The sequence below is a fragment of the Streptomyces sp. NPDC127595 genome (assembly GCF_042671685.1).
In the GTDB taxonomy this organism is placed as follows: Bacteria; Actinomycetota; Actinomycetes; order Streptomycetales; family Streptomycetaceae; genus Streptomyces.
Genome location: NZ_JBHXWK010000001.1, coordinates 915,870 through 935,993, shown reverse-complemented (window position 1 = coordinate 935,993; position 20,124 = coordinate 915,870). Strand labels below are relative to the sequence as shown.

Below are 20,124 nucleotides of genomic sequence, written 5' to 3'. Positions count from 1 at the left end.
CGGCGGCGGGTCGCGGGTCAAGAGGGTGAGCGGGGGGCAGGGAAACGGCCGGAGGGATCAGAGCACCTTGCTCAGAAAGTCCCTGGTCCGTTCGTTCTTCGGGTGGTCGAGCACCTCGGCGGGCGAGCCCTGTTCGACGATCCGGCCGCCGTCCATGAAGACGACCTGGTCGGCGATCTCACGGGCGAAGCCGATCTCGTGGGTGACGATGACGAGAGTGGTGCCACCGGCGGCCAGGTCCTTGATGACCTCCAGCACCTCACCGACCAGTTCGGGGTCGAGCGCGGAGGTGGGTTCGTCGAAGAGGATCACTCCGGGCCGCAGGGCGAGGGCGCGCGCGATGGCCACCCGCTGCTGCTGACCGCCCGACAACTGGCGTGGATAGGCGTCGGTCTTGTCGTGCAGTCCCACCCGGTCGAGCAGTTCGCGCCCAAGCTTCTCGGCCTCGGGCTTCTTCAGCAGGCCGGTCGCGACCGGGGCGGCCGCCACGTTGTCCAGCACCGTCAGATGCGGAAACAGGTTGAAGTTCTGGAAGACGAAGCCGATCCGGCTGCGCTGAGCCAGGATCGCCCGCTCGCTCAGCTCCTTGAGCCTCCCCCAGCCTTCGGCCGGGGGGACCCCCGTCGCGCTGCGCTTGCCGTGCCGACGTACGCCGATCAGCTCGCCGTTCAAGCTGACATGCCCGATCTCGGGCTTCTCCAGGTGGTTGATCACCCGCAGGAGGGTCGACTTGCCGGAGCCGGACGGTCCGAGGATCACCGTGACCTCACCGGGCCTGACCGTCAAGTCGACGCCGTCCAGTACCCGATGGGTGCCGTACCACTTGTGCACGTCGTGGACCTCGACGGCGGCCGGGCGTGTCCCGAGCGGGTCGGTGGTCATATCGCCGCCTCCTTCCTGACCCGGGCCCGCAGGTCACGCAGCCCGGTCCGCACCTTCTGCAACGGAGTCGGCGGAAGGGTGCGCAGCGCGCCCCGCGAGTAGTACCGCTCGACGTAGAACTGGATGACGGACACGACGCTGGTCAGGATCAAGTACCAGACAGTGGCGACCAGCAGCAGCGGCACGATGTCGCCCGGGTAGGTGCTGCCCATGCTCTGCACCGACCCGAACAGGTCGAGGAGCGACACGTAGAAGACCAGCGAAGTGCCCTTGATCAGGCCTATCAGCTGGTTGACGTAGTTGGGGGTGATGGACCGCAGCGCCTGTGGGAAGACGATTTTCGTGAACTGGTAGCCCTTCGGCAGACCGAGTGCGGAGGCTGCCTCGTGCTGGCCCTGGTCGACCGAGAGGATGCCGCCGCGCACCACTTCGGCGGCGTAGGCCGCCTCATTGAGGCTCAGTCCGATGACCGCGACGACCATGTCGGTGGCGAGCCGGGACTCGTCGAAGGAGAAGAAGGCGGGGCCGAACGGCACACCGAGGCTCAGCGTCTTGTAGAGCGCACTGAAGTTGTAGAGGAACAGCAGGACCACGATCAGCGGCACCGATCGGAACAGCCATATGTAGACCCAGCTGACGGCACGCAGCACCGGGCTTCGCGAGAGCCTTGCCAGCGCGAGCAGGATCCCGCCGAGCAGTCCCAGCACGGCGCTGTACGCCGTCACTTCGAGGGTGATGAGCAGACCGTCGAGGATCGTCGGCCGAAGGAACCAGTATCCGAAGCGGCCCCATTGGAAGAACGGATTGGACACGAGTCCGTGCCCGATCTGGGCAACCAGCACCAGCACGACGGCCGTGATGATCCAGCGGCCCGGCCGACGCAGCGGCAGGACCCGCTGAGCCGCCAACGGGCCTGGTGGGGAAGAGGAGTCGGGGCGGGGCGGCGCCCCGGCCGGTGGCGCTGATCCGGAAGACACGGCAAAGCCGGGTTTTGGGCTCATAGGGGACTCCAGCGGAATCGGACAGCCCGGACCACGGATACGGCCACGGCACGCCTGAGCCGGGAAGGCTCTGCGGAACGAAGCACGCGGGGGCGCGCGGAACGGGGGCTGAGCGGGGCGGGGAAGGGGACGACCGCGACAGAGGCGGTCGTCAAGGATTCAGAAAGCCGTCAGCCCTGACAGAGGGCGTGGCACGAAGCGCTACAGAGCGCGCTGTTGACGCGGAGCAGATCGACAGAACGGTTCGCGCACAGCCGGACACCCCTGAGGCGCCGCCATGCGGCCGTCCCCTGAGTTGTGTGCATCGACGTCACCGTTGCTTCTCCGGCTCGTGGAGCCTCGCGCTTACCGAAATGTTCCGGTCCGGTCGTCACCTGGGGCACCCCACCGCGACGCGAGGGTTGCCGGCCAGCAAGCCAGGGCTTGACGCTGACACTCATGACCGATCTGCGGCAAAAGGTAGCCACGCCCAGAATCGAAAGTCAACGGCCGCGGACCGGATGACCACCTGGTGAGACTGCGCCGGAGGCCTTCTTGACGGCCTCACGGAGCGCACCGACACTGACGGGGACGGTCACGATTGTCAGCGCCCTTCGGGCAGGTTTCTCCTGTCTGTCGGGTCATCGGCCCCGGCTCGCTGGCAGGCAACCCTTCCACCGCGACGGGGTGCCCCGGGTGACGACCGGGTTCCGCCGGTGCGGCGGGACAAGCGTGGTCTCGCGTCTCGCGAGCCCCGAGTGTGGGACAGGTGGGAATGGCCAACAGCGGTTTGACGAGGCGCCTGCACATCGATCTGTTGCGTGTCTCCAGCGCCTACTAGTCCGAGCGATCCGGACCGGTACGTAGCGCAGTCACTCCGTTTTGCCGCGGTGCCCACAAGGTGGCCGTGGCCTCGTCGTCCCATGGAGAGTCATGTCCGAGACAATCTCGCACGCCTCAAACACCGGTACGTCCACCGCCTGTACCTCGACTCCGTGTGTCCCCGGCTCACTTGACGCGGTCCCTCACCCCCGGATCGCCGCCACGCCGTCTGCACGCCCGCACCGTTTCCGCAGCCGTATCGGAGTGGGTCTCGCCGGCGGCTTCTACCCGGCCCCGCACCGCTACGAGCTGTACCTGTCCGAGCACTGTCCCCTCTCGCTGCGGGTCTCCATCACCCACGGCCTGCTGGGTCTCAAGGACTCGGTCGCCACCACGCTGCTGGCGCTCCCCGCCGACACCCCCTCCGCGTTCGCCTCACTGCGCGGGGCGTACGAGGCCACCTGGCACCACTACGACGGTCCACTGACCGCCCCCGCGCTGTGCGACCGGTGGAGCGGACGCGTCGTCAGCAACCACACGCCCGACATCCTGCGCGACCTGGGCGACCTCTTCGCCGACCGCGCCGGTTCCTGCCACTCCCCGCTCCGCCCGTCGGAACTCGCCGCGGACATCGACTCCCTGCGCGACCTCCTCGACCGGGATGTCACCCCGGGCGCACCGACTGCGCAACGGTCGGCGGCTCTCGACCTGCTGAACCGTCAACTCGCCTCCGGCCCCTACGCGTTGGGCAAGGAACTGACCGCGGCGGATGTGGACCTCTGGGTCGCCCTGGTCCAACTCGAAGCGGTCCAGGACCTGTCCTCGTACGGACTCCTCCAGGACTACGTGCGACGCCTCGACGCCCACCCGGCCTTCCATCGCCACCTGTAGGCAGGCGTTTTCCTCAGGTACGGGATTCCAGGGCGGCCCGGGTGTCGTTGCCGTAGACGCCCGTCTCGTCGCCCCGGATCCCGTACCAGAGCTGGAAGCGGGCCACGGCCGCGGTGAGCGTGGGGTCGTAGGTTCCGCTCGTGGCGCCGCTCTCGTACACGTCCGGGATATGGAGCAGCCGTTCCTGGAGTTCCGTCACGTCGGGGCCGCTGTCTCCCTCCCGGAGGGTGCCGGTGCCGTCCGGGTCGGCGGCGCCGGAAGGTACCCGGGCGGACGGGACGGCCCCGGCCTGCGATGAGCGGTCACCGCCGGGCACCAGCATGGCCAGGGCGAATCCGACCAGCGCGGCCGCCGCCACCGCACCGACAACCGCGGCCCGGCTCAGGCCAGTGGTGTGCCCGGGCGCGGGTTCACGCGCAGGCGGCGCCGCGGGCTTCGTGTCCTCGCCGGCGGCATAGTTCTCGCCGGCCAGGACGGGCGCCATTTCCTCCGTCTCGCCCAGGTGCGCCGACGACAATCTGATCGACTCATAGTGTGCGTCCGTGCCGGCGGCCTGCTGATCCTCATGGAACTCCCTCACCAGGTCCGCGAGAGCCTCCGTACGGCGGCGTTGCTGGACGTAGGTGGGTTCGAGCGCCGGGCGGCGCATGGGCTGCTCGCGTTCGGGCGGTGTCGACACACTGCTCTCCTTCCGTGCGCGCGGTCTCCCGCCATCCCCGTGGAGAGATACGGAGGCACCGGCACGGGAGTTCAACCGCTGCCGGCCGGCTCCACAGAGGACTGGCAGTCGCACACGGAACGTGCCACGTCACCACACGTAACCACCGACGGCTTCCGTGCGTCCCGCCGTGCGACAAGTCAAAGCCCGCGCGACAGTCGTACAACGTGAAGAATGGGCGCGAGAGGGTATGACCACCTTCGGGGAGTGGAGAGAGTCGCGGTGGGTTCGAGCGAGGAACGGGGCACGCCGGCTCGGCAGCGCTTCGACATGGCGGACGCCGTGCCACTGCTGCTCGACGCCCGCATGACGGTGACCAGCTGGACCGCGGACGCCGAACGACTGCTGGGTTACGCGGCCGGTGAGGCACTGGGACGGCCCGCCGCCGACCTGCTCATTCCCGAGGACGCGGCACGGCTCCCGGAGCTGACCGAGCGATGCCGCGGTGACGGCGGCTGGGCCGGCCTGCTGTCCGCGCGACACCGGGACGGGCACCCGCTGAAGCTGATGGTGCGGGTCGTCCCGCTACGGCCGAGCGAAGGCCCGGCACGCTGGGTGATCCTCCTCGCGGACCTGGCCGACGGTGCCGGCTGGCACATGAGCCGCTCGGTACTGGAGCGGATCACCTCGCGCTCCCCGGTGGGCATAGCGATCGTGGACACGGACCTGCGGTACGTCTGGTCGAACCCCGCGCTGGAGCAGTTCGGCGGCGGCCTGCCCCAGAAGCGCCTCGGCCGCAGGCTCGCCGATGTACAGCCCGGCCTCGACACCGAGCGCATCGAGGCTCAGATGCGCCGGGTGCTGGAGACGGGCGAGCCGGTGGTCGCGTACGAGCACGTGGGCCGGGTGAGCTCCGCGCCGCACCGCGAGACCTCGCACGCCATGTCGTTCATCCGTTTGGAGGATGACGACGGTCATCCGATAGGTGTGTACTACACCGTCGTCGACATCGGCGAGAGCTACCGTGCCCGACGGCGGCTCGCGCTGCTCGACCGGGCCGGTGAGCACATCGGGCGCAGCCTTGACATCTTGCAGACCGCGCAGGAACTGGCCGATGTGGCCGTGCCGGGGCTGGCCGACTTCGTCGCCGTGGACCTGCTGGAATCCGTGCTCAAGGGTGGGGAGCCGGCGCCCGGCCCACGGCGCGACGCGGACACGGTCCCGCTGCGGCGCGCCGGGCAGCGATCGGTGCAGGGCGGAGTCCCGGAAACCGCGGTCGAGATCGGCGAAGCGGCGTCGTACCGGGCGGGCTCTCCCCCGATCAGGTGTCTGACGGACGGTGAGTCCTGGCGCGAGGAGCAGTTGGATCCGCTGGGCAAGGAGTGGACGACGGCCACCCCCGAGAGCCCGGCCGTCTCCTTCCTCGACCTCGGGCTGCACAGCGTGATGATCGTGCCCATCCGCGCCCGCGGTGTCACTCTGGGCATCACCACGTTCTTCCGGCGCAGCCGCCAGGACCCCTTCGAGGAGGACGACCTCAGCCTGGCCGAGGAGTTCGTCGGCCGGGCGGCCCTGTGCCTCGACAACGCCCGCCGTTACACCCGCGAGCGCGACGCGGCCCTTGTCCTCCAGCGCAATCTGCTGCCCCATCGCTTCCCCGACCAGGACGCGGTGGACGTCGCGGCCTGTTACCGGCCGGCGGACGAACTGACCGGACTCGCCGGGGACTGGTACGACGTGATTCCGCTGTCCGGGGCCCGGGTTGCCCTCGTGGTGGGCGAGGTGGCCGGCCACGGCATCGACGGCGCCGCGGCCATGGGACGGCTGCGGGCCGCCGTACAGACCCTCGCCGACCTGGACCTGACGCCGGAAGAGGTACTGGCCCACCTCGACGACCTGGTCAGTCGCGCCGCCCGCGAGGAGGGCACCGGGGCCGACGACCATACGAGCGGCATGCAGGCGGTCGGCGCCAGCTGTCTGTACGTGGTCTACGACCCGGTGAGCGGGCAGTGTTCGATGGCGGGCGCGGGCCATCCCACCCCCGCGATCGTCGCCCCTGACGGAACCGTCACGTTCGCCGACCTCCCCCGCGGCCCCGCGCTGGGGGTGGGCGGTCTGCCTTTCGAGTCGGTCGAGTTGAACCTCGCCGAGGGCAGTGTGCTGGCGCTGCACACCGACGGCCTGATCTCCACACTCCGTACGGGGCGTGATCCGGAGGCGGGCAGGGAGCGGCTGCGCCGCGCGCTGGAGGCACAGGGGCAGCCGCTGGACGGAATGTGCCGCCGCATCGTGGACGATCTCGTGCCGACGCGTCCGTACGACGACGTGGCGCTGCTGATGGCCAGGACCCGTCGGCTGGGGGCAGAGCGGGTCGCGACCTGGGATCTGCCCATCGACCCGGCGGTCGTCGCGACGGCCCGCAAGTCGACCTCGCAGCAGCTCCACAGCTGGGGTCTGGACGAGCTGGCCTTCACCACCGAGCTGGTCGTGAGCGAACTCGTCACCAACGCCATCCGGCATGCGACGGGCCCGATCCGGCTGCGGCTGATCACCGACCAGGCGCTGATCTGCGAGGTCTTCGACGGCGGCGCGACGGCCCCGCACCTGCGCCATCCCAAGACGACCGACGAGGGGGGCCGCGGGCTGTTCCTGATCTCCCAGTTCACCCAGCGCTGGGGCACCCGCTACACCGCCGAGGGGAAGATCATCTGGGCGGAGCAGTCCCTCACCGAGCCCGCGGTCTGACGTCCTCGGGTGGGGACCGCTCCGCCGAACGGCCCCCACCCGCAACCCCGTCGGCTCAGCAGTCGCGGAACTCGGGTGACTGGTTGAGGATCTGCGAGCGCAGCGAGGTGAACCGGGTGTGGGTCTCGCCACCCTGCGCCTCGGGGCGGAAGACGGCGACGCGGTGGCAGTTCATGAAGGCGAGGGTGACTCCGAAATGCCTCTCCAGGCTGGAGCGGATCGCGTCACTGGCGAGCGCCCGCAGCAGCTGCCCGCGCTCCTTCTCCGAGGGCGGCGGAGTGTGGTTGTCGGCGAACTCCCTTGCCTCGTCCCTCAGTTCGCCGACGAGCCCGGCGATGAGATCGTAGGCGTACGGCAGGGACGTACGGACGGTTTCCACGAAGTCCTGTTCGCGGACCTGACCGCGTTCGGCTTCGGCGAGCAGCTTCGGGGAGACGTCGAGTGACATGAAGAGGCAGTCCTGTCGCTAGCTGGTTCGGGTGGTGCGCGGCGATGCGCCGACGGGCGGTGTACGACGGTTTCGTGGGCCGCGGGGCGTGACCCAGCGGTTCTTCGCCCCGTTCAGGCGGGGTTCGACGCCAGGGCGGCCGGGCCGTGCCGGAAGCCGGGGTCGATCTGTGCGGAGAGGTCGCTGCCGGTGGCCCGGTCGGCCCAGGCCGCGGCGTTGCGGAGGTGGAAGGCGACGGCGTGCTCCTGGAATGCCGTCCAGTCCTTGGTACGGGCGTCCAGTGCGGTCCGCAGCTGACTCAGGGCGTGGAGGTTGTGGGGCTCCAAGTCACCCTGCGGGCGGCCCTGTTCGCGGGAGCGCACCCAGGAGGAGTGTTGAAAGTACGTCAGGAGGTCGTCGCCGACGTGCTCTTTGAGGAACAGTACGTCGTCCTCGCCGGTGACCTTGTTGCCGATCACCGCGATCGGGATCCCGAACTCCTCGGCGTGGTCGCGGTACTGGCGGTACACCGAGACGCCCTTACGGGTGGGCTCGGCGACCAGGAAGGTCATGTCGAACCGGGTGAAGAGGCCGGAGGCGAAGGCGTCCGCGCCGGCGGTCATGTCGACGACGACGTACTCACCGGGTCCGTCGACCAGATGGTTGAGGTACAGCTCGACGGCTCCGAGCTTGGAGTGGTAGCAGGCCACTCCAAGATCGCTCTCGTCGAACTCACCCGTGACCATCAGGGGCACGCCGTCCACGTCCTGGACGTGGTGGGAGTGCACGGCGTCGTCCCCGAGGAGCCTCAGCAGGCGCGAACCCCGGCCCGGCGGGGTGGTCTTGATCATGGCCTCGCGTGAGGTGATGCGCGGGTTGGCGCCGCGCAGGAAGTCCTTGATCTCGCCCAGCCGTGCGCTGAGAGGCGGCGCGGCGAGGGTTTCGTCGTCGCCGAGGCCCAGGGCCTGGGCCAGGTGCTGGTTGATGTCGCCGTCGATGGCGACGAGAGGCGCTCCGGAGTGCGCGAGGTGGCGGGCGAAGAGGGCCGACAGTGTCGTCTTGCCGCTGCCGCCCTTCCCGACGAAGGCAGCGCGCACGTCAGCCCTCCGGACGCAGCAGCCCGCGCTCGTACGCCTTGGCGAGCCGCTGCGGTACGAGATACGAGGAGCCGTCGACGGTGACGGGGACGAGCTGCACCGGGGCGGCCTTCCACTGCGCGCGGCGGTGGCGGGTGTTGCTGCGGGACATCTTCCGCTTGGGAACGGCCATATCGGTCTCCTGAGAGGGGTGGGCTGGCGAAGCTCACGCTATCTGAAAATGGATCCCATTACCAAGCCGACATCGCAGGACACGGAACCGCGAGAGGCCGCTCCCCGACTCCTCTGCGGGCGGTCCGAGTTGACGGAAGGTTGACCAAATCACAGGAGATCACTGACGTTCCCGTCTATATGGTCACCCGCATGCCCCCACAACCTCAGAGAACGTCGGCTCTCCCGGTTCTCCCCTACCGGAAACCCACCCGCGACCGGGACTATTGGGTGTTCGACGACGTACTGCCCGACGTGGACGCCGTCCGGGCCCGGTGCCTCACCAAGGACGACTGGGTCAAGGGCCATCCCTACACCTCGGAGAGCTGGCCCGGCCTTCGCGCGATGCCCGGGCTCGAACCCGCGGAACTGGCGCGCGTGGAACGGCTGGTGAAGAAGGCCACCGGAGCGCGGGAGCTGTGGCTGCAGAGCACACCTTCGGGGGGCACCCTGAACCACAACTGCATCCAGGTGGTGGGCCAGGGCGAGGGAGAGACCCGTCCGCACACCGACTCCCGCTCGCTGTGCCGCTACGCCGCCGTGCTCTATCTCAACCCCGCCGCCCCCAAGGACTGCGGCACCAGCTTCTACCGGCAGAGCCTGCCCGGCGGCCGGCTGGGCGGCAACATGGTGGCCGCGCCGCACAACAACCTGATCGACGCGCTGGGCACCCGCTTCGTCCCGCCGGACTCCTTCGTCGAGGACATCCGCGTACCCCACCGGTACAACCGTCTGCTCGCCTACAACGCCAATCTGATACACAGCGCCAGCGGCTACTGCGGCTCCACCATCGAGGACAAGCGGATGACAGCGGTCTTCTTTTGGATGGCATGAGCATGGCACTTCGTTCCAGCGCCAGCAGGCTCCGGCTCGCTCGAATTTCACGACGCCTTCCGGATATTCAGGCGATATACACCAGTTACGGGTTTCCGGAATCCTGGTGGACAGCCGGTGAGCCGGTCATGATGTAGTCATGACGTTGGCCCTGCGCGCCATGACGCGACTGGCGACTTGGCCGGACCTGGCCGAGGCCCTGCCGAGCTGTGGCACGGGACGGGCACTGCGCTCGGAGCAGGCCGAGATCGTCCACTTCCATTCGGAACAGGACGTCGACCTGCATCTCACGGCCCGGGCCATCCTCCGTTTCGCGGACTACCTCAAGGACGTGACCGCGGTCCGTATGGAGCCGGGCTCGCGCTGGGTGACGGTACGGCTGGAGTTCGACTCGGACATCGATCTGCTTCTGACCCTGGTGAGCTTCGCGCTCCACGCCCACCAGGTGTGGCCGGCTTCGGGCGATACGCCGTTGCCGGGGTGCACTGAGCACCGCGACATGGCGCTGCCCCTATAGCGCCTTTACAGGCGGGGCGAGCAAGGCGTCCGACTGGTGCGCGCGGCGCAGCGCGTCGGCGATGAATCCGTCGGCCTTCAGCTCCTCGACGAGATCGCGCAGGAACCGGACGGTCTCGGGCCGCCGGGTCGGCGTCGTGCCCACCGCCTGCCGGATCTGCATGAACCGGCCCTCGATCAGCCGGAGTTCGGGGTGCGCCGCGACATACTCGGTCAGCGGCTGACGAATCCCGGCGGCGACCTCGATGCCCTGGGCGCGGAAGGCGTCGACCCCGTCCTCACCGCGCACCACGGTCGCGTGCTCAAGCGTGCGGGAGAGGAAGAGGTCGTAGGCGGAGCCGCGCTGCACACCGACGCGTACGCCCGCACGGTCGACGTCGGCGACCGTGGTGAGGTCCGAGTCACGGGGCACGGCGTACACGCCGTCGATCACGACGTACGGCGCGGTGAAGGCGACCTCGGCCTCCCGTACGGGTTCGATGGCCAGGAAGCACAGGTCGGCCCGGCCCGTCCGCAGCGCGTCGAACGACTTCCGTGCCGCGTCGAAGCAGAGGAGCTCCACGGGCACGTCGAGGCGGGCACCGATCTCACGTGCGATGTCGACAGTCACGCCGGTCGGCGCGGTCGGGGTGCCCTGGGCGAGGACCGGATTGCCCAGGTTGATCGACGCCCGCAGCACGCGCTGGGGAGTCAGGTCCTGGGCGATGGCGGAGGTCGGGATCGTCATGGGCGGAGTTTAGGACACGCTTCCTGGCCACCGTGGCGGAGCTGCCCGGCAAGGTCACCACGCTCGGCGACGACTGGTCCAACGTCCGGAGATCTACGCTCGGTTGACGCCTCAGGGGGCGCTTGAGCACGCGGAAAGCCCCGGCACTCACGTACAGAGTGAGTGCCGGGGCCTTTCAGAGCCGTCGAGGCCCGGGGGACGCCAGGCGTCAGGCGTGGGTGCCCGTGCCGCGTCGGCGGCGGGTGACGACGGTGATCGCGGCACCGGCCGCGAGGAGCGCCGCGGCGCCGGCGGCGATCGGCAGGGTGTTGCCGCCACCGGTCTCCGCGAGGTCACCGGGCGCGGTCGTCCCGCCGCCGTTGGGCGACGGAGCGGCGGGCGTCGTCGACTCGGAATCCGACGGGGTCGCCGCAGGGGTCGACTCGGCGGACTCCGGCTCGGTCGGCGTCGAGGCGGGCGGCGAGGAGGCGACAGGTATCGAGGCCGACGGCGACGAGGACGGGGGCGTCTCCGGAGTGCTCGGCGGCTGCGCCGTGCAGTCCTTCGTGCCGCCGTTCCACGCCGCGATCAGCTTGTCCTTGATGACCGGGCGGTCCGGACCCTTGGGCAGGTCACCGTGCTCGAAGCCGTCGTTCGCGTCGAAACGGCCGTCGAACTTGACGGCGCCGCGGTAGAGGTCGACCTGCGCGAAGCAGCCGACGTCGGGCACCGAGATGTCGAGGGAGTCCGTGCCGCCCGGCTTGACCGTGACCGTGTCGAAGTCGTGGAAGACCTGTTCGCCGGAGGTGTTGAAGGTGGCACCGTGGGCGCGGTAGGAGGCGAGCGAGGCGGTGCAGGTGGCGGCGTCACCGGCGGTACGGACCTTGATGTGGACCTTGCCGTCGTCGGTGGGCTTGAGGGTCTGGTCGTCGACACGGACCGAGTCGTAGAAGTTCGTCCCGTCCAGGGAGAACTGGCAACGATCGGTCTCGGTCTTCGTACCCGCACCCTTGCCGGGCTGGTAGTCGCCGCCGGTCTTGTCCCAGCCGTCGCCACCGGGGGTGCCGGTGGCCCAGGCGCCGGTCGTCGACGCCGAGAGGGCGAGCGCCACCGCGCCCGTCCCCAGCAGGCAGCGGAGGGTGACACGTCTCGCTATGGACATGCAGATCCCATCTTGATGTTGCAGGACCCGGTCGACAGCAACACGGCAGCGCGAAGCAGCCTGAGGCTGCACCGGGGGTGAATGGCCGAAGAAACACTGGGCGCACTGGTCACATGGGCCACAGGTCAACCACATAGTCGATCAGCGCGCGGAGGCTGTCAACCTCGGTGAATACACGAGGACTTCATGTGACGGCACATTCTGGGCACATGAGGAACTCTGGACTCCGGTGGGCCGGCGGGCAGGCCGGGGAGCGGGAGGACGGGCAGGGTGAAACGCCGCGCCTCATAGAAGGTACTCAGTTCCCTACCACAGCGCACTGGGTGTCATCCCGTCGCTTCGATGCTACTTTCCCGTTCATGAACGACGGATCCCCGCCTCTCGAAAGCGCAGAGTCGACGACCGCGAAGCCTCCCATGCGGGACGCCCTGGTCGCGGCGGCGTTCCAGCTCTTCCTCGAGCGCGGCTACGAGCAGACCACGGTGGACGACATCGTTGCCCTCGCCGGAGTCGGCCGACGGTCGTTCTTCCGCTATTTCCCCTCCAAGGAGGACGTGGTCTTCCCCGACCACGAGCGGTGCCTGGCCGACATGACGGCCTTCCTGAGCGCCGGATCCGACGAGGACGACCCGGTACAGCGGGTGTGCGACGCCGTTCGGCTCGTGCTGCGCATGTATGCCGAGAATCCGACGTTCTCCGTCCAGAGGTACCGCCTCACCAAGAAGGTCCCCGGCCTGCGCGCGTACGAACTGTCCGTCGTCTGGCGCTACGAACGGGCCATGGCCGAGTATCTCCACCGGCGTTTCGCCGGCCGGCGGGACGGCGCCCTGCGCGCCGATGTCGCGGCCGCCGCCGTGGCCGCCGCGCACAACAACGCCCTGCGCTCCTGGCTGCGCGCGGACGGACGGGGCGACGCGAGCGCGGCGGTGGATCACGCACTCGGGTATGTGCGCGCCACCTTCGGCGGCCCGGCGGACGACGCGACCGCCGAGGAGCAGGAGGACGTGGTGGTCGTCATCTCCCGGCGGGGTGCGCCGATGTGGCGCGTCGTCCAGGAGATCGAGTCCACGCTCGGCCAGAACTGACCACACGTGAGGGTACCGAGTGCCTTTACTGGCGGCACTCAGTGTCATATCCTGTGACTCGTGCCGGGTTACCCCGAGCACCTCACATGTTCCGGCCGAGCGCAGGGAGACGACATCGTGTACCTCATCGCCGCGGGCGTCGACGCGCCGCCGCAGGAGACTCCGGCCCAGCACGGTCTGCTCTTCCAGCGCTGCCACTGGTGCGGCAGCGCGATGTACCAACGGCTCCTGTGCCCGGTCTGCGCAGGCAGCGACCTGCGGTCGGAGGCCAGTACGGGGACGGGAGTCGTGCGCCATTCCACTGTGGTCCACCGCAACACCCCGGCCGCGCGCAATGTCTCCCTCATCGAGCTGGCGGAGGGATTCACCGTGCAGGGCAGGGTGATGGGCCCGCCCGCCGCCGTCCACAGGGGAGACCGCGTCCAACTCGCCACCGCCCAGGACGCGATACGCCGGCAGCCGGTCTTCCAGATCGTCGACGGCCCCTATCGCGGCTGGAGTTGACGGCTCGCGGGCAGAGGCAGTTGCGCACATCGCCGGCCCGCGGCACCGGTGCTCGGCGTTTCACCGTCGGGGCGCTCCGGTCGGCGTCGGCCGGGCGAAGCCGAGTTCGGGCTGCGAGGCCCGGCGCGCGGCCGAGCGGCAGTGCGTGGGCCGGCAACCCGTCACGCGCTGAAAGGCGTTGTTGAAGGCTTTCTCGGAGGCGTGGCCCAGCTCGGGCGATCGGGCGCGGGAGCGGTCTCCGTCGCGCAGTGCCTCGGCGGCGTTCCGCACCCGCCTGCGCAGCAGATGGGCCGGCGGCGGCCGGCCGAGGGGTGTCCTGAACGCCGTCGCGAAGCTGGAACGGGACGTGTGCACGACGCGGGCCGGCTCCCGGGCGGAGCCTCCGACGCCTCGGCCCGGCGTGCGCAGCTGGGCTTCCCGCCCGTCGACCGACCGCGGTCGGCGTACGACATCATCGACGTCCGCAGGACGGTCGCAGCCCGGCACGAGGTGAGCGCGGCCCGTGCCGCCCTGGCCTGGGTGCTCGCGCAGCCCGGTGTCACCAGCGCCAGCGTCGGGGCTCGTCGGCCGGAGCAACTGGCCGACAACCTCGCCGCCATCGGCCTGGAACTCAGCGATCAGGACCTCGCCGACCTCGGCACGGTGAGCGCCCGTCCGCCGTCCTGCCCGGGCCGGATCCAGAGCCGCCGGAGCGCGCAGCGCTTCCCGCAGCAGCCGTAGCGAGGACGTGCGGCCGTTACGCGTCCGAGCCGGGGGCGCGAGAGCTTGGTGCATGCCAGGCCCTCGCGCGTCGGTCAGGTGGTCGGGGTGATGCGGATTCCGACCGTCCCGCTCTCTCCGCGGCGCAGGCGGCTGCCCAGGAGGGAGATACGGCCGACGATGCCGTACTTGCGGGACAGCAGTTGGCGGTAGTGGGCGGTTTCGGCGGCGTCGAGGATCTCGGCCGTCGCCGGAACCTGCTCACCGGTCGGCCTGCCGCGCACGTCGCAGGGGCCGACCAGGATGTCGGCCCGGTTGCGGATCCGCTTCACCTTCCAGCTGTCCGCGGGCGTCCAGACGCCGAGCGTCCGGCCGTCCCGCACCACCCACACCGGCGTCGCGACTCCCGTGCCGTTCTTGCGGTAGCTGGTGATGAGCACATACTTGCCCGAACCGAGCGTGTCCAGCGAGACCTCGTCCATGACGGCAGTCTAAACAGTGGGACCCGCAGACAAGCCCGGCTCGGCAAGCAGGCTTCAGGACAACTGGCCGTCGTAGTCGGGCAGCTTGAAGGTGCGCTCGGCGTGACCGCCGACGAGGTCGGTGTCGTTGTTGCCGACGTTGGCGATGATCGTGTAGCCCAGGGACTCGATCTCCGCGCGCTTACCGGTCTTGTAGGTGCTGACCTCGGTGAACAGGTCGGGCAGATCGCGGACGTAGAGGCCGTCGACCGGGTAGCCCACGGACGTCAGGTTCGACTTCGTCAGGCTGTAGATGATGCCCGGGCGGGCACTGATGAAGAAGATGGCGACTCCGCGCGACTTCGCGTACTCGGCGAGTTCCAGCGAGGCCCGGACCGCCGGGGTGGGCAGCTCGTACCAGGGGTGGAAGTCCGTCTCCAGCGTGGTGTTGTCGATGTCGAAGACGAGGGCGAGTTTCTGCCCGTCGGCCTGCGCGCTGCGCTGCTCGACGTACGGCGTGGCCTGGTCGATGACGGCCTGGACGTCCTGCTGCCAGATGGCGTAGTCGATGTCGACCTGCGCCGCCGTCACGCTCGTCACCTGGGCAGGTACCGCGGCGGCGGTCCCGGCGGCGGCGGTCGACCCGCAGATCCCCAGCGCCACGACCACCGACACAGCGCCGATCCGGCGCCCCACACCGCGTCCTGTCATGCCTGTCCCCTTTTCACGTCGGAGCGGCGAGCGGATCTCGCCCGTCGCCGCGAGTGACATGATCATGCCCCATGATGTACGGCGGGCAAAGCCGGAGTTACTCTTCGGTAGAGAATCTCCCGGGCGCTCTGCAGAGAACGCCTGGTCCGCGGTCTCCGGCCTCCGTGGTGGGGTGGCACGCGCGCGCCTCACGTGTGAGCCTGGGCTCGCGGTCGGCGGGCCGCGGTGTCTGCACAGGGAGAGAGGCTTCTCGGATGGACGCACCGAACATAGTGATCGTCGGCGCCGGATTCGCCGGAGTCGAGGCCGCGCGGGGGCTGGAGCGTGCGCTCGCCCCCGGCGACGCCCGGATCACCCTGATCAGCCCGAACGACTACCAGCTGTACCTGCCACTGCTGCCGCACGTCGCCGCCGGTGTCGTCACACCGCAGTCGGTGGCACCCTCGCTCCGCCGGATCCTGCGCCGCACCGAGCTGGTGCCGGGCGGGGTGGTCGGCATCGACCCGGCGGCCAAGGTGTGCGTCGTCCACAAGATCACCGGCGAACTCGTCGACCTGTCGTACGACTACCTGATCCTCACGCCCGGCAGCGTGACCCGCACCTTCGACATCCCCGGCCTCCTCGACGAGGCACGAGGGATGAAGACGCTGGCCCAGGCCGTGTATCTGCGCGACCACGTGATCGCCCAGCTCGACCTGGCGGCCGCCACACCGGACGAGGACGAGCGGGCTGCGCGGCTTCAGTTCGTGGTGGTGGGCGGCGGCTACGCGGGCACGGAGACGGCGGCCTGTCTGCAGCGGCTCACGTCCGCGGCGGCCAAGCGGTACCACCCGCGTCTGGACCCCGCCCTGATCAAGTGGCACCTGATCGATGTGGCGCCCAAGCTGCTGCCGGAACTCGGCGACAAGCTGGGCGCGAGCGCGCTGCGCCTGCTGAGCGAGCGTGGGGTGCACATCTCCCTGGAGACCTCCGTCGCCTCCGTCACCGAGGACAAGATCACCCTCACCGACGGACGGGTGCTGCCCTCGCGGACGCTGGTGTGGACGGCCGGTGTCGCGGCGAGCCCGCTCGTCGACTCGCTGGGGGCCGAGACCGTACGCGGGCGGATCGTCACCGAGGCCGACTTCCGGGTACCGGGCCTGGACGGGGTGTTCGCCCTGGGGGACGCGGCCGCCGTGCCCGACCTGGCCAAGGGCGACGGCTCCTACTGCGTGCCGACCGCCCAGCACGCGGCGCGGCAGGGCCGGCACGCGGCGAAGATCCTCAAGGCGCTGCTGAGCGGGCTGCCCGTCACGCCGTACAAGCACAAGGACCTCGGTCTCGTCGTCGACCTCGGCGGTCACGACGCGGTGTCCAAGCCGCTCGGTGTCGGGCTCAAGGGTGTGCCCGCGCAGGTCGTGGCCCGTGGTTACCACCTGTACGCGCTGCGCACCGGCGCGGCCCGCTTCCGTACCGGCGCCAACTGGTTCCTCAACGCGGTCGCGGGCGACGACTTCGTCCGCACCGGCTTCCTCGCGGACCGCAAGGGCACGCTGCGGGACTTCGAGCACACCGACGTGTATCTGACACCCGAAGAGGTGGCCGCCCGAACTCGGGTCTGACACAAGGTTCTTGACGGGCTGGGTGAGCCCGTGAACGCCCGGACGTGGACGCACGTATGAAGGGAGGGCTCTCGACCGGAGCCTCCCGGCGGCGGTGAACGCCGGCGGTGTTCGGCTTCGGGAGCCCATGGATGAGGCACGCACGACGACGGATCGTCCAACGGGGGGCGCGGATCGCGGCCGTCGGGGGGCTGCTCTGCGGGGGCCTGATGGTGTCCCGCGCGATGGCGAGCGAACCGTCCGACACGTCGGGTGCCACGGAGAGTTCGGCCCAGGCCGCCGCGGACCGGGGGGCCGGGCTGGTCTCCACCCTGGGCACCTCCCGTACGGCGGGGAGCTGGATCGCCGCCGACGGGCAGCCGGTCGTCGCGGTGACCGACACGGGCGCGGCGGCCGAGGTGAAGAAGGCGGGTGCCGTTCCCAAGGTCGTGGACCACAGCATGCAGGACCTCAAGTCCGCGACGCAGACTCTGAGTTCGGCGCCCCGGGTGCCGGGCACCGCCTGGGCCGTCGACTACGCGAACAACGAGGTGGTGGTGCGGGCCGACAGCACGGTCTCCGCCGCCGACTGGTCGCGGATGACGACACTGGCCGAGGGCATCGGTGACTCCGTGCGCATGGAGCGGACCGAGGGCACGTTCACCACGCGGCTGAACGGCGCCGATCCCCTCCTCTCGACCGGCGGCCGCTGTTCGGCGGGCTTCAACGTGACCAACGGGCAGGGTGAGTTCATCCTCACGGCCGGGCACTGCGGGCCGGCCGGGTCCCTGTGGTTCGCCGACAACCAGGGCACACAGCAGGTCGGCCAGACGATCACCACGTCCTTTCCCGGCGACGACTACTCCCTCGTCCAGTACGCCAGCGGGCAGGCCCCGCAAGGGGACAACATCGTGGCCATCGGCGGCGGGAAGGGCGTTCGGATCACGGGCGTCGCTGATCCGGCCGTCGGCCAGCGGGTCTTCCGCAGCGGCAGCACCAGCGGTCTGCGCGATGGTCAGGTCACGGCGTTGAACGCGACGGTGAACTACCCGGAGGGCACTGTCTCGGGGCTCATCGAGACCACCGTGTGCGCCGAACCGGGCGACAGCGGCGGCCCGTTGTTCTCCGAGGGCATCGCGCTCGGCGTGACCTCGGGCGGCAACGGTGACTGCACCACGGGCGGTACGACGTTCTTCCAGCCGGTCACCACCGCGCTGACGGAACTCGGTGTGACGCTGACCGGGCAGTCGGGGGCCTCCGCCAGTCCCACGGCCCAGGCGTCCGCCCCGCCGTCCGCGGCGGCCCCGCAGGGTGCGGCTGCCGCGCCGGGCTCCGCCGCGCCAGGTTCTGTCGAGTCGGTAGGCGCGGCCGCCGCCGAGACGCTCATCACACGCCTCACGGATCCCAAGAACATAGGCCCGGGACTCCTGGTCATCGCGGGAAGTATCGTCGCGCTGGTGGCGACCCGCTACATCCGCACGGAGCAGGACCGCAGCCGCTATCGGCAGCAGTACTCACAGAGTTGGGGGTGAGACCCGGCTCACATAGGGGACAGCGGGGTCTGATGCCCGGCTCGGACGGCGAAGACGGGGGCTGATGCCCGGCTCGTCACGCGGCCCGGGTGGGCGAGTGGGGAGCGGCTTCCGACCACTCCAGGACGAGCCGCTGGTACTCCCGCCGCTCATCCATGCTCAGCGTCCCGCCGGTACGGAACCAGAGGGCTCGGATCTCCTCATTGACCTCGGTGGCGGACCGCTCGGAGGCGGGTTCAGGAGTGGTGGACATGGTGTGAAGCATACGGACGTTGACGTGAAGGCGATGTGAGTAAAGGTACGTCGGGCGACATTCCGGACCGTGAAGCTCATCACTCACGTCTCCGCCGAACCCAGGACCAGCACCTGGATCGCCAGTACCGCGGCTCCACGCGCCCAGTCGTGAAAGTCGGACACCTTCGTCTCCAGGTGGACTGGATCGGCCTGCGGATGGCGGCCGGCGAGGACGGTCTCCTCGACCAGTGAACCCGCCACGTCGACGAGCCCGACGCCCTCCCCGGCGAGGAGGATCTTCTGCGGCATGGCGAAGTTGGCGATCTGCGCGACCAGGGCGCCCAGGGCGCGGGCCGCTTCCTCCACGACCCGTGAAGCCATGGGTTCACCGGCCGCCGCGCCGGCGAGGATCTCCTCGTAACTCATGTCCTGGCCGGTGGCGGCACGGAGTTGGTAGCGGATGCTGGGGATGGTGAGCAGCGAGACGGCACTGCCACGGTGGCCGTCCGGGGTGAGCGGGCCCTGGGGGTTGACCGGCCAGTGGCGGCCGACACCCCTGCCGTCCTCGGCGGAGGCGACCCGTTTGCCGCCGAGGACAAGGCCGTAGCCGATCCCGGCGCCGATGGTGAGGACGACGAAACGGTCGAGGCCACGCCCGGCGCCGAACCAGGTCTCCGCCTCGACCAGGGCTGCCACGTCGTTCTCGACGACCACCGGCAAGGCGGTGCGTTCCTCGACGAGTTGGGCCAGCGGGACGTCGCTCCAGCCGAGGAAGGCCGACTCGGTGACGACGGCGCGCTTCTCCGCACGGCCGCCGATGCCGATGCCGATTCCGGCGAGGCGGGGAAAGGCGCGAGCGAACTCGTGCGTCATCTCCCGCAGGAGGTCGGCGACTTGGGCCGGTTCGTGGGTGGTGAGCGGACGGTCCTGCCGGGCGACGATGTCGCTTCTGAGGTTGGTGACGACGCCGTAGACCATGTCTCCGGTGATTTTGAACCCGGCGAAGTAGCGGGACTCGGCGACGACCGCCAGGGGCTGGGAGGGACGACCCTGCCGCACTTCGGGGGGTACGGAGTCCTCCGCCGACTCGATCAGCAGGCCCGACTCGATCAGCGGTTTGGTCAGCCGGGTGAGGCTGCCCGCCGAGAGGTGCAGCCGTCGCGCGATCTCGCTGCGGGACAGCGGACCGTGGACGAGCACCTCGATCGCCACCGCCCGTTCACCCGCACTCAGCGGCGGCCAGCCGTCGGCACGTGTCGTCATTGACGTCGGACTCTCCACGTTTTCCTTCCGCCATGGAAGTAATGGACTCACCATGACTCACCATAAGCCGCCCATCTAGGTGAAGCAAAGATGTCCTCGTGACTCTTGACGCCAGGATTCTTCCG

Annotated in this window: 23 protein-coding genes and 2 riboswitches; of the genes, 10 read left to right on the top strand and 13 right to left on the bottom strand. The window is 69.7% G+C overall.

Annotation, left to right across the window (positions count from 1 at the left end; genetic code table 11):
• Positions 1-57: 57 nt before the first annotated feature.
• Together ACFVKT_RS03965 and ACFVKT_RS03960 are read right to left on the bottom strand one after the other, a co-directional pair.
• A complete protein-coding gene (locus tag ACFVKT_RS03965) occupies positions 58-882 on the bottom strand; it encodes an amino acid ABC transporter ATP-binding protein (RefSeq protein ID WP_385727231.1) in 825 nt (274 codons plus the stop codon).
• A complete protein-coding gene (locus tag ACFVKT_RS03960) occupies positions 879-1,883 on the bottom strand; it encodes an amino acid ABC transporter permease (protein WP_385727229.1) in 1,005 nt (334 codons plus the stop codon). Before ACFVKT_RS03960 ends, ACFVKT_RS03965 begins: the two co-directional genes overlap by 4 nt.
• 336 nt (positions 1,884-2,219) lie before the next feature.
• Positions 2,220-2,327, bottom strand: a riboswitch (SAM riboswitch).
• Positions 2,328-2,455: 128 nt separating this feature from the next.
• Positions 2,456-2,601, top strand: a riboswitch (SAM riboswitch).
• A gap of 36 nt (positions 2,602-2,637) precedes the next feature.
• Here ACFVKT_RS03960 and ACFVKT_RS03955 point away from each other — a divergent pair.
• On the top strand, positions 2,638-2,703 hold the full coding sequence (locus ACFVKT_RS03955; RefSeq protein WP_365443830.1) for a putative leader peptide: 66 nt from the start codon (positions 2,638-2,640) through the stop codon (positions 2,701-2,703).
• Positions 2,704-2,795: 92 nt separating this feature from the next.
• Positions 2,796-3,575, top strand: coding sequence for a glutathione S-transferase C-terminal domain-containing protein (locus ACFVKT_RS03950; protein WP_385727228.1), 780 nt, complete (start codon positions 2,796-2,798; stop codon positions 3,573-3,575).
• 13 nt (positions 3,576-3,588) lie between these two features.
• On the opposite strand, the gene ACFVKT_RS03945 is transcribed toward ACFVKT_RS03950, so the two are convergent.
• Entirely contained in the window at positions 3,589-4,254 is a 666-nt protein-coding gene (locus ACFVKT_RS03945) for a peptidoglycan-binding protein (RefSeq protein WP_385727227.1), read from the bottom strand.
• Positions 4,255-4,515: 261 nt separating this feature from the next.
• Between ACFVKT_RS03945 and ACFVKT_RS03940 the strand changes: the two genes are divergently transcribed.
• Complete coding sequence (locus ACFVKT_RS03940; RefSeq protein ID WP_385728130.1) at positions 4,516-6,978, top strand: SpoIIE family protein phosphatase; 2,463 nt, start codon at positions 4,516-4,518, stop codon at positions 6,976-6,978.
• 55 nt (positions 6,979-7,033) lie between these two features.
• On the opposite strand, the gene ACFVKT_RS03935 is transcribed toward ACFVKT_RS03940, so the two are convergent.
• The 3 genes from ACFVKT_RS03935 to rpmF all read right to left on the bottom strand — a co-directional run bounded on the left by ACFVKT_RS03935 (position 7,034) and on the right by rpmF (position 8,674).
• Entirely contained in the window at positions 7,034-7,426 is a 393-nt protein-coding gene (locus ACFVKT_RS03935) for an SCO5389 family protein (protein ID WP_385727226.1), read from the bottom strand.
• A 113-nt stretch (positions 7,427-7,539) separates the two neighbouring features.
• A complete protein-coding gene (locus ACFVKT_RS03930; protein ID WP_385727225.1) occupies positions 7,540-8,502 on the bottom strand; it encodes an ATP-binding protein in 963 nt (320 codons plus the stop codon).
• 1 nt (position 8,503) lies between these two features.
• Positions 8,504-8,674, bottom strand: coding sequence for a 50S ribosomal protein L32 (rpmF, locus tag ACFVKT_RS03925; RefSeq protein WP_365443787.1), 171 nt, complete (start codon positions 8,672-8,674; stop codon positions 8,504-8,506).
• Between the two features lie 191 nt (positions 8,675-8,865).
• Here rpmF and ACFVKT_RS03920 point away from each other — a divergent pair, with 191 nt between their 5' ends.
• The gene (locus ACFVKT_RS03920; RefSeq protein WP_385727224.1) at positions 8,866-9,546 is read left to right on the top strand and encodes a DUF6445 family protein; all 681 of its coding nucleotides are present in this window, start codon (positions 8,866-8,868) and stop codon (positions 9,544-9,546) included.
• A 139-nt stretch (positions 9,547-9,685) separates the two neighbouring features.
• Positions 9,686-10,063: a luciferase family protein gene (locus ACFVKT_RS03915; RefSeq protein ID WP_385727223.1), complete on the top strand. Its 378-nt coding sequence runs from the start codon at positions 9,686-9,688 to the stop codon at positions 10,061-10,063.
• On the opposite strand, the gene ACFVKT_RS03910 is transcribed toward ACFVKT_RS03915, so the two are convergent.
• Both ACFVKT_RS03910 and ACFVKT_RS03905 read right to left on the bottom strand, forming a co-directional pair.
• Positions 10,058-10,789 carry a transporter substrate-binding domain-containing protein gene (locus ACFVKT_RS03910; protein ID WP_385727222.1) on the bottom strand — a complete coding sequence of 244 codons (732 nt, stop codon included), beginning with the start codon at positions 10,787-10,789 and terminating at the stop codon, positions 10,058-10,060. The two genes, ACFVKT_RS03915 and ACFVKT_RS03910, sit on opposite strands and share 6 nt — an antisense overlap.
• Positions 10,790-10,997: 208 nt before the next feature.
• The gene (locus ACFVKT_RS03905; protein WP_385727221.1) at positions 10,998-11,930 is read right to left on the bottom strand and encodes an LAETG motif-containing sortase-dependent surface protein; all 933 of its coding nucleotides are present in this window, start codon (positions 11,928-11,930) and stop codon (positions 10,998-11,000) included.
• A gap of 416 nt (positions 11,931-12,346) precedes the next feature.
• Here ACFVKT_RS03905 and ACFVKT_RS03900 point away from each other — a divergent pair, with 416 nt between their 5' ends.
• Entirely contained in the window at positions 12,347-13,015 is a 669-nt protein-coding gene (locus tag ACFVKT_RS03900; protein WP_385728128.1) for a TetR family transcriptional regulator, read from the top strand.
• Positions 13,016-13,141: 126 nt separating this feature from the next.
• Entirely contained in the window at positions 13,142-13,519 is a 378-nt protein-coding gene (locus ACFVKT_RS03895; RefSeq protein WP_385728126.1) for a Zn-ribbon domain-containing OB-fold protein, read from the top strand.
• Between the two features lie 60 nt (positions 13,520-13,579).
• On the opposite strand, the gene ACFVKT_RS03890 is transcribed toward ACFVKT_RS03895, so the two are convergent.
• On the bottom strand, positions 13,580-13,873 hold the full coding sequence (locus ACFVKT_RS03890; RefSeq protein WP_385727220.1) for a helix-turn-helix domain-containing protein: 294 nt from the start codon (positions 13,871-13,873) through the stop codon (positions 13,580-13,582).
• Here ACFVKT_RS03890 and ACFVKT_RS03885 point away from each other — a divergent pair.
• A complete protein-coding gene (locus ACFVKT_RS03885; protein WP_385727219.1) occupies positions 13,868-14,239 on the top strand; it encodes an aldo/keto reductase in 372 nt (123 codons plus the stop codon). The genes ACFVKT_RS03890 and ACFVKT_RS03885 overlap by 6 nt on opposite strands.
• A gap of 74 nt (positions 14,240-14,313) precedes the next feature.
• Here ACFVKT_RS03885 and ACFVKT_RS03880 read toward each other — a convergent pair whose 3' ends face one another.
• Both ACFVKT_RS03880 and ACFVKT_RS03875 read right to left on the bottom strand, forming a co-directional pair.
• Positions 14,314-14,700 carry a PPOX class F420-dependent oxidoreductase gene (locus ACFVKT_RS03880; protein WP_385727217.1) on the bottom strand — a complete coding sequence of 129 codons (387 nt, stop codon included), beginning with the start codon at positions 14,698-14,700 and terminating at the stop codon, positions 14,314-14,316.
• A 54-nt stretch (positions 14,701-14,754) separates the two neighbouring features.
• Positions 14,755-15,390: an HAD family acid phosphatase gene (locus tag ACFVKT_RS03875; protein ID WP_385727215.1), complete on the bottom strand. Its 636-nt coding sequence runs from the start codon at positions 15,388-15,390 to the stop codon at positions 14,755-14,757.
• Positions 15,391-15,644: 254 nt separating this feature from the next.
• Between ACFVKT_RS03875 and ACFVKT_RS03870 the strand changes: the two genes are divergently transcribed.
• The gene (locus tag ACFVKT_RS03870) at positions 15,645-16,991 is read left to right on the top strand and encodes an NAD(P)/FAD-dependent oxidoreductase (RefSeq protein ID WP_385727214.1); all 1,347 of its coding nucleotides are present in this window, start codon (positions 15,645-15,647) and stop codon (positions 16,989-16,991) included.
• Positions 16,992-17,122: 131 nt separating this feature from the next.
• A complete protein-coding gene (locus tag ACFVKT_RS03865) occupies positions 17,123-18,502 on the top strand; it encodes a S1 family peptidase (protein WP_385727212.1) in 1,380 nt (459 codons plus the stop codon).
• Positions 18,503-18,578: 76 nt separating this feature from the next.
• On the opposite strand, the gene ACFVKT_RS03860 is transcribed toward ACFVKT_RS03865, so the two are convergent.
• Both ACFVKT_RS03860 and ACFVKT_RS03855 read right to left on the bottom strand, forming a co-directional pair.
• Positions 18,579-18,767 carry a hypothetical protein gene (locus ACFVKT_RS03860; RefSeq protein WP_385727210.1) on the bottom strand — a complete coding sequence of 63 codons (189 nt, stop codon included), beginning with the start codon at positions 18,765-18,767 and terminating at the stop codon, positions 18,579-18,581.
• 71 nt (positions 18,768-18,838) lie between these two features.
• The gene (locus ACFVKT_RS03855) at positions 18,839-19,999 is read right to left on the bottom strand and encodes an ROK family protein (protein WP_385727208.1); all 1,161 of its coding nucleotides are present in this window, start codon (positions 19,997-19,999) and stop codon (positions 18,839-18,841) included.
• Between the last annotated feature and the right edge of the window lie 125 nt (positions 20,000-20,124).

What these genes read in the sequence shown, in the direction of transcription:
- ACFVKT_RS03855 (WP_385727208.1), bottom strand. Translation starts at nt 19,999, where the DNA reads ATGACGACACGTGCCGACGGCTGGCCGCCGCTGAGTGCGGGTGAACGG.
- ACFVKT_RS03965 (WP_385727231.1), bottom strand. Translation starts at nt 882, where the DNA reads ATGACCACCGACCCGCTCGGGACACGCCCGGCCGCCGTCGAGGTCCAC.
- ACFVKT_RS03910 (WP_385727222.1), bottom strand. Translation starts at nt 10,789, where the DNA reads ATGACGATCCCGACCTCCGCCATCGCCCAGGACCTGACTCCCCAGCGC.
- ACFVKT_RS03905 (WP_385727221.1), bottom strand. Translation starts at nt 11,930, where the DNA reads ATGTCCATAGCGAGACGTGTCACCCTCCGCTGCCTGCTGGGGACGGGC.
- ACFVKT_RS03920 (WP_385727224.1), top strand. Translation starts at nt 8,866, where the DNA reads ATGCCCCCACAACCTCAGAGAACGTCGGCTCTCCCGGTTCTCCCCTAC.
- ACFVKT_RS03935 (WP_385727226.1), bottom strand. Translation starts at nt 7,426, where the DNA reads ATGTCACTCGACGTCTCCCCGAAGCTGCTCGCCGAAGCCGAACGCGGT.
- ACFVKT_RS03915 (WP_385727223.1), top strand. Translation starts at nt 9,686, where the DNA reads ATGACGTTGGCCCTGCGCGCCATGACGCGACTGGCGACTTGGCCGGAC.
- ACFVKT_RS03950 (WP_385727228.1), top strand. Translation starts at nt 2,796, where the DNA reads ATGTCCGAGACAATCTCGCACGCCTCAAACACCGGTACGTCCACCGCC.
- ACFVKT_RS03960 (WP_385727229.1), bottom strand. Translation starts at nt 1,883, where the DNA reads ATGAGCCCAAAACCCGGCTTTGCCGTGTCTTCCGGATCAGCGCCACCG.
- ACFVKT_RS03900 (WP_385728128.1), top strand. Translation starts at nt 12,347, where the DNA reads ATGCGGGACGCCCTGGTCGCGGCGGCGTTCCAGCTCTTCCTCGAGCGC.
- ACFVKT_RS03865 (WP_385727212.1), top strand. Translation starts at nt 17,123, where the DNA reads ATGAGGCACGCACGACGACGGATCGTCCAACGGGGGGCGCGGATCGCG.
- rpmF (WP_365443787.1), bottom strand. Translation starts at nt 8,674, where the DNA reads ATGGCCGTTCCCAAGCGGAAGATGTCCCGCAGCAACACCCGCCACCGC.
- ACFVKT_RS03875 (WP_385727215.1), bottom strand. Translation starts at nt 15,390, where the DNA reads ATGACAGGACGCGGTGTGGGGCGCCGGATCGGCGCTGTGTCGGTGGTC.
- ACFVKT_RS03880 (WP_385727217.1), bottom strand. Translation starts at nt 14,700, where the DNA reads ATGGACGAGGTCTCGCTGGACACGCTCGGTTCGGGCAAGTATGTGCTC.
- ACFVKT_RS03870 (WP_385727214.1), top strand. Translation starts at nt 15,645, where the DNA reads ATGGACGCACCGAACATAGTGATCGTCGGCGCCGGATTCGCCGGAGTC.
- ACFVKT_RS03860 (WP_385727210.1), bottom strand. Translation starts at nt 18,767, where the DNA reads ATGCTTCACACCATGTCCACCACTCCTGAACCCGCCTCCGAGCGGTCC.